Below are 12,821 nucleotides of genomic sequence, written 5' to 3' on the forward strand. Positions count from 1 at the left end.
AGCTACTCCCCCTTAGTCCATTTTCTTCTGTACACGCATCTGGAAGTACGTGATACCGAGCGCGATCGCGAGCAAGATGATGGCGACGGCACTGGCGTAACCGACCTCTTGATGAAGCATCGATTTCCGGAACAGGTACGTCGAGATGACCTCGGTCGAGTTACCCGGTCCACCTTGCGTCGAGATCCAGACGATATCGAACGTCTTCAGACCACCGATGACCCCGAGGATCGTCAATGTGAACGTCGTCCCTTTCAAGTTCGGGAAGACGACGCTGCACAGCGTGCGCCAGAAGCCTGCTCCGTCAATATTGGCCGCCTCAAACACTTCCCGTTCAATCGCGAGCATCGCCATGTAGTACATGATCATCGACGAGCCCGTCCACTGGAAGATGTTGATCAAGATGATGGCATAGAGCGCGACATCCTGGTCACCGAGCCAGTTCTGCTCAAGGGCACCGAGTCCGATCATGCGAAGAAATTCGTTGATGTAGCCGAACTGGAAGTCAAAGATTTGCGTGAATGCCGCCCCGAGGACGACCGGGCTCAAGACGACCGGGAAGAAGAACACCGATTTGAAGAACGTCCGGCCCGCGCCTTTCGTGTGAAGCAAATAGGCCAACACGAGCCCGAGACCCGCCTGAATCGTGACCGTCAAGATCGTGAAGATGCCCGTATTCTTGAGCGCGTTATAAAATTCTGGGTCTTGGAACATCCGTGCGAAGTTCTCGAAGCCGACATACACTTTCTCAAACGAGATCCCGTCCCACGAGAAGAGCGAGTGATAGGCATTATAGAAGATGCCGTAATAGATGAAGGCGATGACGAACAGGACGGTCGGTGCGACGAACGCCCACCCGATCAAGTTTTGCTTCATCCGCTCCTTCTTCCGGATCGGGTTCGGCGCGCTCGGCGGCACCGACGCGAGCTTCGGCTTGGACTTGTTCAAATCGGTTGCTTGTTGCATAAGGTTCCCTCACTTTCAGATTCAAAAAATCGAGCGCCAGTGAGTCTGGCTACTGGCGCTCGTTCGATTATTTACCTTGGTCCGCAATCGCCTGGATGCGTGCGAGTGCTTCTTTCGCATCTTGTCCGGCAGCGATGTTTTGAAGTTCTTTCCCGAGTGCGTCGTACACTTTCGGGTCACGGATTCCGCGTCCCGCGACAGCATTCTTCACTGTCTCGTTCAAGATTTCGTAAGACTCACGCTCAACGTCGTTCGTGAACTTGTCTTCGTATGCGACTTCGATGTCTTTGACAGCTGGTGCCATCTCAAACTTCTCCATGTAGAGCGCCTGGCCTTCGCCTTGTGTCATATAAGCGATGAAGGCAGCCGCACCTTCTTGTTGTTTCGACTCTTTGTTGACACCGAGTGCCATGTCGATCGATGCGATGACCGGTTGTTCTGTGCCACCTGCGAGGTTAGGCATCGGGACGAAGCCGATCTCGTCTTCGAAGTTGTTCCACTTGTCACGCTTCTCGACCGTCGTCATCGAGTGGGCTTCCCATGAACCGATGATCCACATGGCGGCTTTCTTGTCGAAGAAGTTGTTCATGCCGTCCATGTATGTCGCGAGACCCAATGCCCCTTCTTGGAACACTTTGTCTTCGTATAGTTGTTGCCAAAGTTCAGCTGTCTCGACCATCTCTTTGTCCGTCCACTTCGCGTCGCCTGCGAGTACGTCCTGGATGTAGCCTGGTGCGACTTGGTGGCTCAAGACGTTGAAGACGTCGACGCCTACCCATGCATCTTTCGCACCGAGCTGCATCGGGATGACCTTGTCGCCTGACGCGTTGATCTTGTCGATCGCTGCGACCGTCTCGTCATACGTCTTCGGCGGTGTCACGCCGTATTTGTCGAGGAGCGTCTTGTTGTACATGAGGTATGCCTGTCCTGTGAAGCCGACCGGTACCGCATACTGTTCGCCGTCGACCGTCGTCTGTTCGACGCCGAGCTCGATCAATTTGTCTTTCCAGCCTTCGCCGGCCGCTTTGTCCATATAGTCTTTCGCTGGCACGAGGCGGTCCTTGTATTGTGGGATCATCGGCTCTTTGAGACCGATGACGTCCGGACCGTCACCGCCGAGCATCGCGACTTGGAGCTGTTGCTCGTAGTCTTCGAGACGCTTGAATTTGACAACGTAGTCGTCTTGCGATTCGTTGAACGCCTTCGCCATTTCTTCCCCGACTTCAGGTTGTGGCGCCCAGCCCCACCATGTGATGACCGGCTTGCCGTCTTCCGTTGTCGCCGCCGCTTGTTCGTCATCGCCGCACGCAGCGAGTAAAGATGAGAGCATTAAGACAGATGATGCGAGTGCAATCGTCGTTTTTTTCATGTTCATTCTCCTTTGAATGTGTTGTCACGCCACGATACGATGGCATAACTCCCGAATAAGATGGTCTGGCATCGGGCGATCCCCGAGCCGTGTCAACGTGTACGTGATCAGTTCCAAATCGAGCTTCGGTTCGTCTATGTATGGGCCGACGACGTAAAGGTCCGCCCCGAACGGCAATGCGTCTTGTTCTTTCAATCGCCAGAGCAACAGTTCGAACAAGCCGTCCATGTCGTCGAACGACACATCGCGAGAGAGCGTCGATGCCCGGAACAATCGGATGTCACGCGTCTCCTCGTCATAAAGACGAAAGATGCCGTCGCGTCTAGAGCGCGTGATGATCATGCTCGTCTCCTCGCCTGTGAACGCTTCCATTTCGTCGAAGGCGAAGTCGTGTCGTGCGAACAATCGGGTCGCCCCGTAGCGACCGAAGATCGCGTGGAACTGGTCTTTCAATGGTGTCTCTTTTTGCATCGCTACCCCTCCAAACGTGTCGTTGAGAGTGTCACCCCTTACTTAGTAAATTAAATTTATTATCTAACTACACATAGACTATATCATGCCCTTGTTTATTTTGTAAACGCTTTCTTATGAAGAAATGAAAAATCGCCTTTCTGCAAGAGAAAGACGACTCGTTGTTTCATTGGATTTCACCGAACATCTCGTTCGTGATGAGTGCCGCGGCCCCGAGCGCGCCTTGGCTGACGTTCCACGGGACGACACGGATGTCGGTCTGACGGGCATCGAGGGTGAGCGCCGTCTGGGCGACACGCTCCTGGATGTTCGTCACGACGTCCGGTGCATAGTTGAAGAGTGGTCCCCCGAGCAGGATGCGACCCGGATTCAACAGATGAATCATATTGAGTGTAGCGATGCCGATGTATTCACCGGCCCGTTCATATAGCTTTCGGACGTCTTGATTCGCGCTTACGGAATCACGGAGGTCGTCGAGCGTCAGGTCATGCGCGAGTTGACGGGCCTCGTTCAAGATGGCACGCTCACCTGCGACCGCCTCTAAACAGCCACGGTTGCCGCACGAACAGATCGGTCCATTGAGCATGATGCGCATATGTCCGATCTCACCGGCGATATGATGCTCCCCATCGATCAACTCGCCTGCGTGGACATACGCTCCCCCGATCCCGTACCCGGCATACACATAAAAGAACTCCTCGATGCCGATGGCTTCCCCAAAATACAGTTCGCCGAGAGCGAGCGTCCTCACGTCGTTCTCGACGAAGACGTGCTGGCCGAGCCGCTTCTCGAGTTCATGCTTGAGCGGGATGTCGTGCAAGTGAAAACGTGGCGCGAACAAGACGACCCCGTCACCCGCCTCGACCATCCCGTGGACAGAGACGCCGAGTCCGATGACATCACCTTCCGTACGGTCGTTCAACGTTATGTAGAGTGCAACGATGGCGTCGATGAACTCCTCGTTCGTATCGAACCGTTCGTCATGCCATGCCTCGTCGAGCAGTTCCCCATGGATGTTCGTGACGACCCCATGGAGCTTTCGCTGCGTCGCATCGATCCCGATGACGAAACGGTCGCTCGCCGCGAGCTCGAGCATGATCGGGCGTCGTCCCCCACTCGAGACGCCGAGCTCCCGCTCATTGATCAGTCCTTCTTCTTTCAGTTCATTGACGATGTTCGAAATCGTCGGTTTCGTCAAACTCGTCTTCTTGGCGAGCTCGACACGGGACACCGGCTGATGGAGCCGGATGAGCCGAAGGATGAGCGCCCGATTATAGGACCTCATCCATTTGGAGTTGCGTGGTGTTGTGTTCCCCATGACCATTCCACCTATTCCTGTCATTTTCTTTTAGTATAGCATGTCCAGGAAAGCGGTCAGCGGTTGACTGAAACATTCTTTCATCAAGAAATGATGGATTATTTCTCTCATATCGGTCAAATCAAATGATTCGACTGGTTAATACAATGCCAACAGGAAAGAAACGCTATTCCCCCCGCCTAGCGACCGCCCTTATCACACATAAGCCCAGGGGATATCTCCGATAACATGTGGATTAAGGTGACAGAGGCGTTAGGCATTGGTGTAACAACGACAGAAAGGAGAAGAATAGCGTTTATACTCGCTCTAACCTAGGAATACGAAAGAGCGCTCGGAAAAGAATTGACGATGAAAACGATTGACGAACAAATCACAGAATGGGAGCCGATGATCCACTATGTCATCCGCCACTTGAACATCCACCCGAACGAGCAGGACGACTGTGTCCAAATTGCCCGCATCGCCCTATGGGAAGCCTTGAACCGAGGCTGTACGCTATCGAAGACATACTGCTTCCAGCGCATCCGTGGGGCGATCCTGAATCATCAGCAAAAGAACGCACGGCACTTGAAACATGAGGTCGCAGCCGAACGGCTCCCCGAGCAATGTATGACATCCGAGCGCCATCTGTTTGACTGGCTCGACGAACAACGAAAGACCCTATCTCCACGCCACTTCGAACTTCTCTGTCACCTGATTGACGGCACGGAACAGACGCTCGACTACTCCGCAAGCCGATTGCGTGCGTATAAGGCCGACGTTCAACGTGAGTTGCGAGAAGAGTTATATTCGAAGGAGTGAAAATAATGGAACCGATTCAAATCAAAGAAGCGATCACGCGTTACTTGGAAGATGTAGAGATGCGGCAACAACGCTCACCTGAGACAGTGAAGACGTATCGGAACACGTTACGTCGATTCGAGCAGATGATGCAGCAGTCGAATGTGATTTTCTTAAAAGACGTGGATGAAACTGACCACGCGTTCCCTTATCGAGACAAACTAGTAGATGAAGAGCTAGCGTCCAACACAATCAAAAAATATGTGAGTGTACTCAAGTCGTTCATGTCCTACTCGGTCAAACGAGGATGGATCACATGTAATCCGTTCGTATTCGTCAACGTACCCGGTGCCGAAACAAAACGGGAATATGTGATTTTAAATCGGGAACAGGTGAATCAACTGCTGCATCATGCACACAACGCGACATTGTATAACATCTTTTTGATTGGCTGCGATGCCGGTTTCCGAATCAGTGAGACGTTAGATTTAAAACTTGAGGATGTATCGTTTGAGTCGAACGACATCATCATTCGACATGGGAAAGGGAATAAAATGCGGGAAGTGCCGATGACCGAACGCATCCGAAAATCGTTAGAGCGTTATATTCAGGTCGAGCGACCAAAAGCAGACAAAGACTCGCGATACTTGTTCATCATGCCGAACGGTTCAAAAGTACGAGCGAACTATGTGAATGAATATCTTTTAGAAGTATCAAAAGAACAGCTCGGATTCGGAATCACGAGCCACGTCCTCCGTCACAGCTTCGCAACCGAGCTCTATAACGCCGATGTCAAAATAACGAAAATCAGTCGATTACTCGGACATGCTTCGACCGAGACGACCGAGTTGTATCTGCACATCTCGAAAGAACAGAATCAAGAAACAATTGAAGTGTTGAATGCGAAGAATCGGGAAGAAGATAAATTCGTGAAAAAAGAAGTAAATAAATACGTCTAAACTTAAGATGCGAATTCAAAAAGAGACTGGGAAATAACCCAGTTAGAATCACAAGAACGGAGCTATTGGGAGCTGAAAAGTCGCTTCCACGGCTCCTTCTTTTTACGGACTCCTTCTTACATACACTCTAGACAAAGTAGATAGAGGTGATATCTGATCAACTCGAAGATCAGAATGCACTGTCTCGCATCCTGTTGTACTGAGAGAATAAGCGGTCATTTTCTTCTTTCAGCGTCTGTCAATTCACGCTCAAAATATAGACCATCCGGTTCGAGAAGGATTTCTTCGCTAGATGAAAGACGTCGCTTTAAGATGTCTTCAATTTTCTTTTCTAAGTTATGAAACATATGCCATCGGTCACTCTATATGCTGAATAGTTTCATCGGCCAAACGGATGACCTCTCGAAACTTGATGGACCCGTCGAGTGCCACCAGCTGGGTGGTGGAATACGAATGAATCCAAACACAGACGGTTTTGACATCCAGAAAGGGAAGAAAGGTGATCAAGCTTGGTGTCTCTAAATCACAGATGATTGTGCAGGAGTGTGGTCGACACAAGGAAGAAAATTTCTCCATAAAGATGCTTGAGGGACAGCTTGGTTCATCGCAGAAGAAACGTCTTGCCTGAATCCGTAGCTGCAAATCATATCCGAACACACGCTCATCGTGCGACATCCTGATGTATCGGCTATGGACACAATGTGATATTTTAGTGCAATAGGGATAGAGTGCACACGACTGTTTTCCATGACAAATAAACTGAAGTGCTTCATCACGATGATTCACCTCGGCCACTTCTAGTTCCGGAAGAAAATCGTTTAACATGATTGATCCCTTCAATCTTTCTAGTAAACTAATTTCCGAAGATTACATTCATCAAAAGTGAGGAAGAATCAATTTTAAACCGCTGTTGAAAGTAGTTATTTTTTATTAAGTTCATCCGGATATTAACTAATTTTTTTTAGTGAGAGAATGGGTCATTCGGAATGATTGTTTTGCAGTATTTATTTAAACTAACTCTTTGCTATCTATTGAAAAAAGTTCATTTTTCTGATTTGATATTCTTCTCCCAAATTTCATAGCAGGTACTTCTATAAAGTAGTAAGACAATGCTGCAAATATATAACTTATCACCAGACTAATGAACAATATATTCCAAATAGCTAAATAGTCGTGGTATAAATATAAAAGTATTAAGACTATCGGAACGTGATAAAGATATAGACTAAACGATATTTTGCCAGTAAAAACTATAGGTTTAAAGGACAATAATTTAGAAAGACGCTTAGACGAGATGGCCAAAACAATAAATAAACAAGCTCCCAAAGCCGTTGCCCAATCATCAATTACAGTTATATGAATTTCACTTAGTCCATAGAATATCCATGGAAATGTATATAGTGTAGTAGATAAAATTGCTACAAAAATTTGAGTACGTAGGTTTAATTGTTTGAAAAAAGAAGTAAGTTTTGAAATGTTCTTTGCAACTAAAGCACCCATCATAAATAATGGAGTAAAATACAAAGTATAAACAATTCCAGTTTCTTCTGTCATTCCATACAAAAACATAATTCCTTGTGAAAAAACTCCAACTATTATAGCAAAACTAATTATAAATTTAGTGTCAAGTTTTAAAATTACCAACATTAAAAAAGGAAAAATAATGGAAATTCTCATTTCATGTATAAGAGACCATATTACTGGATTTACTGCTTTTGCATTGTAATCGCCGATTAAGAATAAATGACCTATTATATCAAATACATTAAATTCTTTGTTAAGGTTCCTATTGACAAAATCACTAAATCCTATGTTTATTTTTGGATTAATTATTATAAACAAAACTATAAAAATAACAGTTGATATTATGTAAGGAATATAAATTCTAGAAAGTCTTTTTACAATATATATTGAATACCATTCTTTTGTAAAATTGAAATTCTCTTTGTAGAATGCTAGAGACAAAACAAAACCACTTAGTACGAAGAATAATATAACAGCCTGGTGACCTGACCAAAAGAAGTGCAACGGCGTATATTTAAATAAATTTAAGACTTCCATTCCTTTTAAGCCATAGGTATTGGATTCAAAAAGCGGATATACAATTAAAAAATGTCCTATTAGTACAGATAATGCAGCAAGACCCCTTAGTGAATCAAGTTCAATTGAATGCTTTTTCATATTCTTCACTCTTCTCAATATTTTTACGTTCTTATCAAAAATCATTTTTTATATTTTAAATTATGATAACTTTATTTAAAATTCTAAAAAACAGGCGTTCAATAATAATGTAATTTGATCGCCTGATTGAGCTCTTTCCAACTACAAATTTAATGATTATTCATATAGAGTGATTTCTTTATATCAATATCATAAAATTAAGAATTTATCGAAAAGTCATATATTTATTTTGAATTAATTACTCTGGCCGGAATGCCTACCGCGATTGAATTATCTGGTATATCGCTCAACACTACAGATCCAGCCCCAATTTTAGAGTTATCTCCGATTTTTACAGGACCTAAAATTTTGGCTCCTACTCCACAAATAACGTTTTCACCTATAATGGGTGCTGACCTAAGTACATCATCTATCATTCTTTTCTTTCCCATATTTCCACCTATAGTGACATGTTGAAGAATAGTAGTATTTTTTCCAACCTTACAATTTTCATTTAATACTGTTCCCAGTCCATTATGAGAAAAATAGACCGATTTATCTACATCTGCTTTGAAAGGTATGTCGCAAGAAAAGAGTACTCTATTAATCATCCATAAAATTTTTGGAACCAAAGGTATTTTTTTTAAATATAACTTTCTTGATAAATTAAATATTCGACCTGCATTGTTGTTTTTCAATGGAAACCTCCAAATAAACTTTAAGAGTTAGTTAACGACCTACTAATATTTTTTTTATACACTTTTATAATATCTTTTCGGTAAATAATAATATTCAAAAAAAGTATGATCATTCCTAAAGTAATATGTTGTATTGAGTCATCTAAACTTAAAAGTGCATATGAAAAAACTAATACAATCATGGTAAATATTTTGTTTAACTTGTAGTCTACTTTATAGTATTTTAATGAAATCAATGTTCGCAAAGTAAAGAATATGATGTGGGAGATTGCAGTTCCAATCGCAGCACCTACTCCTCCATAATTCGGCACTAGAATAATATTCAGTATGACACTAACACCAAGTGATAATAATGCAATCAAAACATGCCATTTAGGCTTTTTATAGAAATTTATTCCCATTACAGTAGTTTCAGAAATAGTGTACATTAAAGGGATGAAAACCAAATAAGGAATAATTTTACTTGCATCATAAAAATCAGCGCCTAACAATAAAACAATATAGTCTTTAAGCATAATTACTACGATACTTACTGAAAACATAAAAAGCGACACAACACTTGTTGTTAATGTAAAAAAATGTTTATCGTTGTAGTTGTTTTCGAATTTCTCATAACAAACAGGGGTCCAAAAAGTTGAAAATGCAACTTGTACTACTGTTAGTAAAGCTATGATTTTAAATGCTGCCGAATACAATCCTAATTCTTCAAATGAACTCCATTGTCTAATTGCCATTTGATCAAATGATTGAAAGAGCCAGGTAATTAAAACAGTAATCGCTAAAGGATAACTATAACGTACTATTTCAAATTTATTATGTTTTAAATTTGTTATTTTTAGACCATTTAAAGACCAGAATTTTTTTTCAAGTAGTATCGATATAATTGACAGGATAAAGAAAGTTAAAACGGTTGAATACACTACGATTTTATAAGAAGCACCAAACACGAAATACATTATAATTAGTAAAATTAGTTGAAGTAATCTTTTAAGAACTTCTATTATAGAAAATAAATTTCCTCTTTGGTTCATTCGGATAACTACATTACCAAATCTAAGGATGAATTGAGAAAAATACCCTATAATTAAAATTAATATTAACTGAATATTAATTTCTCCAAATAAAACCTCTGAAATTTCTTTGTAAAAACATAAAATTAAAATACTGAATAGTAAAGAGAGTAATAAAGGTATTTTGATGACATTATATAGAAGTCCACCTCTTTTATCTTCTTTTTCCTCATAATAAAATCTCATAAAGGTCTGATCAGTACCAATAATAACTAGAATCATTAGTATGTTTATGACCAGCACAAAAATAGATGATTTCCCAAATTCAGTCGGATTTAATAGCCTAGTAGAAACCATCGTTGTTAAAAATCCAATTAATAAACCAATAAAACTTCCATATGAGTATGTTAAAAATTTTTTAAATAAATTATTCGTTTTCACATTTTTCAACTCTTTGTACGAATTTATTTTTCAGAAAATAATTTACTTATCCTTGTAATTATTTTATCTATAAAACCTAAAAGTTTGATTAAATCTAATATTTATTCTGCTTTTAGACTTAATTATAATTTAATTTTTATTGTAAAATTCAGATAAATATTTCACGGTAGTAATTGCATCAAACCCTGCATTTACAATTTCTTCATAGGTATCTCTACGTTCATAAGGTCTTGAGTACTCAAGTACCTTATTGGCCCAAAACATAGGACCAGCCTCTAAAGGTAAATGTTCAATTAAGTCTGTTACATCAACTGTATTTGGAACTCCCTCCGATACTATACATTTTAACCCTGCAGCCTGCGCTTCGATTGCTACAGTCCCGAAACCTTCATAGTGGGATGGGAATAAAAATACATCCATAGCCTGAAAATAATCTTCTACATTGTTTTTTTCACCTAAAAAAATCACTTTATCCGAAAGATTTAGTTTATTCACTTTTTCTTCAATTTCTTTTTTTGTCAATCCGCTTCCTATGAGAACTAATCTTGCGTTTTTTTGCTTTTTAGTAATTTCATTAAAAACATCAATCAAAAATAAATGGTTTTTTGCAGTGGCAAATCTACCAACATGACCTACTACAAAACAATTATCTAATTCAAGTTCACTTAAAATTTTTATGCGTGTATTATAGTTAAATTTAAATTTGTAACTTTCAATACCATTGTTAATTATTGTGACATTTTGATTTAAAAGGGCTTCTTCGCCAAATTGCCAAACTGCCGCTTCATTAGAACAGGAAAAATAAGATGTGGCATAGTTATTAGCAAGTTTTTTTAATTGATGCCGCACAAAAATAAAAGTACTCTCACTATTAAATTGAGTTGTTCTAGAATGCAAAATCCTTACAGGTACGTTGTTTTTTTTAGCTTCTTTTAAAAAGAAATATCCAGTTGCAGGAGAATGGCAATGCACTACATCATAGGAGTCATTAGATTTAAACATGTATCTAAGTTCTTTCCTGAATGACAAGAAATTCTTCGGAGAAAACTTCGGCAACGTATATACATTCCCGCCTAACAATTTAAATTCTTCGATCAAATCATTATTTCTATCAGGCGTCAATTTAATTAAATCAAATTGAATTTTGTTTCTATCAATATTTCTATACCAATCTAAAAGTCTAGATTCGATGCCACCTTGATCAAATCCTGGTACATAATGTAAAACCCTCAATTTTCGTTCCATGTTAATTAACCTCGTCTTTTTAATTCAATTAAATTAATTCCTATAAATAAATGAACCAATCTGATGCGTAAAAATATAAAGAATTTTTTTAACGCATAAATCTTTTTTTAGCCCTTTTTGGTAGCTTTTCTTTTAACGACATCCAACTAACACCTAACATGATAATATAGATGCTTATAAATTTTTCTCGATGCCTTAATGCCGTACCCGAATTAGAAACTCCCCATGAGAAAAATAACATAGTAATTAGTGAAAACAACAATAGTCCAATTAGTAGATTCTTATATCGATTGTTTGTCACTGTTAACGCTCTAAGTGAATATATTATAGTCGTAATATAAAACAAACTACTAAATATAAACGCAAAGATATCTTGAAGTCCTCTCCAATTCCAAGGCAATGGAGAACCGATAAAATATAACATTCGAATTGGTGTTAATAAAATCATTGTGAAGAGATTATCCGCTTTCAAGTTTTGTAAATATGCAGATCCGCCAGAAGTGTAGAGCGCTGCTGTATCTGTAATATCAGATATTGAGCTAACTCTACTAAATTTCGAGAATAAAACATCATTATAGAAATTATTGGCCACGTAAAATAGTGATAAAAAAATCAAACTATACATGACCGTTTTAGAATTAATATCAAACTTTTGCAGTTTGTTATTGTAAAATATAATAACAAACATATAGCCTACTAAAATTGCAATCGATCCGGAATGGAATAAAGTCGCCACTATCGGAAGAGTAATTGAAATTGACAAGTCTTTAACACTATCCATTTCCCACCACTTAACAAAAAAATATAATGAAGAAGCAATAAGGAAAATTATTATACTTTCTCTTAACAAAATTGAATTCATTATTATTAAGTTTGGCAGAAATGAACTCAATAACAGTAGTGAAAATTTCATCCGATTATTGATTTTAATTTTTTCAAGTATTTTTTTAATTAAAATTATAGTAAAGACCCCGAACAAAACATTGAGGTACTGTGCCAAAATCCTCTGTTCTCCAAAAAAATAATAAATGCTACCCAAAAATATTGAATAATTCCCACCCTGTTCCGCATCAAATCCTTTTAAAACATTTATTGCATTACTATGATACATCTCGCTATCCATCCCGCTATTAGGTAGGATGAATATTTCTCTACCATATATATCCCAATAGAGGAACAACAGTCTGACGAAGTACGCAAAAAATAGAACAAGATATTCTTTTTTATTGTTTGAGTATTTTACAATCAACAATAAGTAGGCAAACGAATTAATAGCAATTAAAACTGTAGAAAATACTTGTAAATTAATCAATTCAAAACTATAAAATTGATTAACAAAAAAGATTAGCAAACCTTCAATGATAAATATTAAAATCAAGGTAAACATATGTTATTCTCCATATT

Annotated in this window: 11 protein-coding genes; 2 read left to right on the top strand and 9 right to left on the bottom strand. The window is 40.3% G+C overall.

Annotated features, from left to right (window positions below; genetic code table 11):
* Positions 1 to 12 precede the first annotated feature (12 nt).
* The 4 genes from LCM29_RS08710 to LCM29_RS08725 all read right to left on the bottom strand — a co-directional run bounded on the left by LCM29_RS08710 (position 13) and on the right by LCM29_RS08725 (position 4,124).
* Positions 13 to 966: a carbohydrate ABC transporter permease gene (locus LCM29_RS08710; RefSeq protein WP_224862083.1), complete on the bottom strand. Its 954-nt coding sequence runs from the start codon at positions 964 to 966 to the stop codon at positions 13 to 15.
* Between the two features lie 67 nt (positions 967 to 1,033).
* The gene (locus LCM29_RS08715) at positions 1,034 to 2,335 is read right to left on the bottom strand and encodes an ABC transporter substrate-binding protein (RefSeq protein WP_224862085.1); all 1,302 of its coding nucleotides are present in this window, start codon (positions 2,333 to 2,335) and stop codon (positions 1,034 to 1,036) included.
* Between the two features lie 24 nt (positions 2,336 to 2,359).
* Positions 2,360 to 2,806 carry a hypothetical protein gene (locus tag LCM29_RS08720; RefSeq protein WP_224862087.1) on the bottom strand — a complete coding sequence of 149 codons (447 nt, stop codon included), beginning with the start codon at positions 2,804 to 2,806 and terminating at the stop codon, positions 2,360 to 2,362.
* A gap of 166 nt (positions 2,807 to 2,972) precedes the next feature.
* Positions 2,973 to 4,124 carry an ROK family transcriptional regulator gene (locus tag LCM29_RS08725; protein ID WP_224862089.1) on the bottom strand — a complete coding sequence of 384 codons (1,152 nt, stop codon included), beginning with the start codon at positions 4,122 to 4,124 and terminating at the stop codon, positions 2,973 to 2,975.
* Positions 4,125 to 4,472: 348 nt separating this feature from the next.
* On the opposite strand from LCM29_RS08725, the gene LCM29_RS08730 reads away from it, so the two are divergent.
* Together LCM29_RS08730 and LCM29_RS08735 are read left to right on the top strand one after the other, a co-directional pair.
* Entirely contained in the window at positions 4,473 to 4,925 is a 453-nt protein-coding gene (locus LCM29_RS08730) for a sigma factor (RefSeq protein ID WP_224862091.1), read from the top strand.
* A 5-nt stretch (positions 4,926 to 4,930) separates the two neighbouring features.
* Entirely contained in the window at positions 4,931 to 5,863 is a 933-nt protein-coding gene (locus LCM29_RS08735; RefSeq protein ID WP_224862093.1) for a tyrosine-type recombinase/integrase, read from the top strand.
* A 1,008-nt stretch (positions 5,864 to 6,871) separates the two neighbouring features.
* Here the strand turns inward: LCM29_RS08735 and LCM29_RS08740 are convergent.
* From LCM29_RS08740 to LCM29_RS08765, 5 genes are all read right to left on the bottom strand, one after another.
* On the bottom strand, positions 6,872 to 8,044 hold the full coding sequence (locus LCM29_RS08740; protein WP_224862095.1) for an acyltransferase family protein: 1,173 nt from the start codon (positions 8,042 to 8,044) through the stop codon (positions 6,872 to 6,874).
* Positions 8,045 to 8,268: 224 nt separating this feature from the next.
* Positions 8,269 to 8,634, bottom strand: coding sequence for a serine O-acetyltransferase (locus LCM29_RS15260; protein WP_412093985.1), 366 nt, complete (start codon positions 8,632 to 8,634; stop codon positions 8,269 to 8,271).
* 107 nt (positions 8,635 to 8,741) lie between these two features.
* Positions 8,742 to 10,172, bottom strand: a complete 1,431-nt coding sequence (locus LCM29_RS08755; protein WP_224862097.1) for a lipopolysaccharide biosynthesis protein — start codon at positions 10,170 to 10,172, stop codon at positions 8,742 to 8,744.
* 129 nt (positions 10,173 to 10,301) lie between these two features.
* Positions 10,302 to 11,417, bottom strand: coding sequence for a glycosyltransferase family 1 protein (locus LCM29_RS08760; protein WP_224862099.1), 1,116 nt, complete (start codon positions 11,415 to 11,417; stop codon positions 10,302 to 10,304).
* 88 nt (positions 11,418 to 11,505) lie between these two features.
* Positions 11,506 to 12,804, bottom strand: coding sequence for a hypothetical protein (locus tag LCM29_RS08765; RefSeq protein ID WP_224862101.1), 1,299 nt, complete (start codon positions 12,802 to 12,804; stop codon positions 11,506 to 11,508).
* Positions 12,805 to 12,821: the final 17 nt, after the last annotated feature.

Source organism: Exiguobacterium aestuarii (genome assembly GCF_020171655.1).
Taxonomy (GTDB): domain Bacteria; phylum Bacillota; class Bacilli; order Exiguobacteriales; family Exiguobacteriaceae; genus Exiguobacterium; species Exiguobacterium aestuarii_A.

Coding starts and splice junctions, on each gene's coding strand:
- LCM29_RS08740 (WP_224862095.1), bottom strand. CDS start 8,044: ATGAAAAAGCATTCAATTGAACTTGATTCACTAAGGGGTCTTGCTGCA.
- LCM29_RS08735 (WP_224862093.1), top strand. CDS start 4,931: ATGGAACCGATTCAAATCAAAGAAGCGATCACGCGTTACTTGGAAGAT.
- LCM29_RS08720 (WP_224862087.1), bottom strand. CDS start 2,806: ATGCAAAAAGAGACACCATTGAAAGACCAGTTCCACGCGATCTTCGGT.
- LCM29_RS15260 (WP_412093985.1), bottom strand. CDS start 8,634: ATGATTAATAGAGTACTCTTTTCTTGCGACATACCTTTCAAAGCAGAT.
- LCM29_RS08765 (WP_224862101.1), bottom strand. CDS start 12,804: ATGTTTACCTTGATTTTAATATTTATCATTGAAGGTTTGCTAATCTTT.
- LCM29_RS08710 (WP_224862083.1), bottom strand. CDS start 966: ATGCAACAAGCAACCGATTTGAACAAGTCCAAGCCGAAGCTCGCGTCG.
- LCM29_RS08730 (WP_224862091.1), top strand. CDS start 4,473: ATGAAAACGATTGACGAACAAATCACAGAATGGGAGCCGATGATCCAC.
- LCM29_RS08725 (WP_224862089.1), bottom strand. CDS start 4,124: ATGGGGAACACAACACCACGCAACTCCAAATGGATGAGGTCCTATAAT.
- LCM29_RS08715 (WP_224862085.1), bottom strand. CDS start 2,335: ATGAAAAAAACGACGATTGCACTCGCATCATCTGTCTTAATGCTCTCA.
- LCM29_RS08760 (WP_224862099.1), bottom strand. CDS start 11,417: ATGGAACGAAAATTGAGGGTTTTACATTATGTACCAGGATTTGATCAA.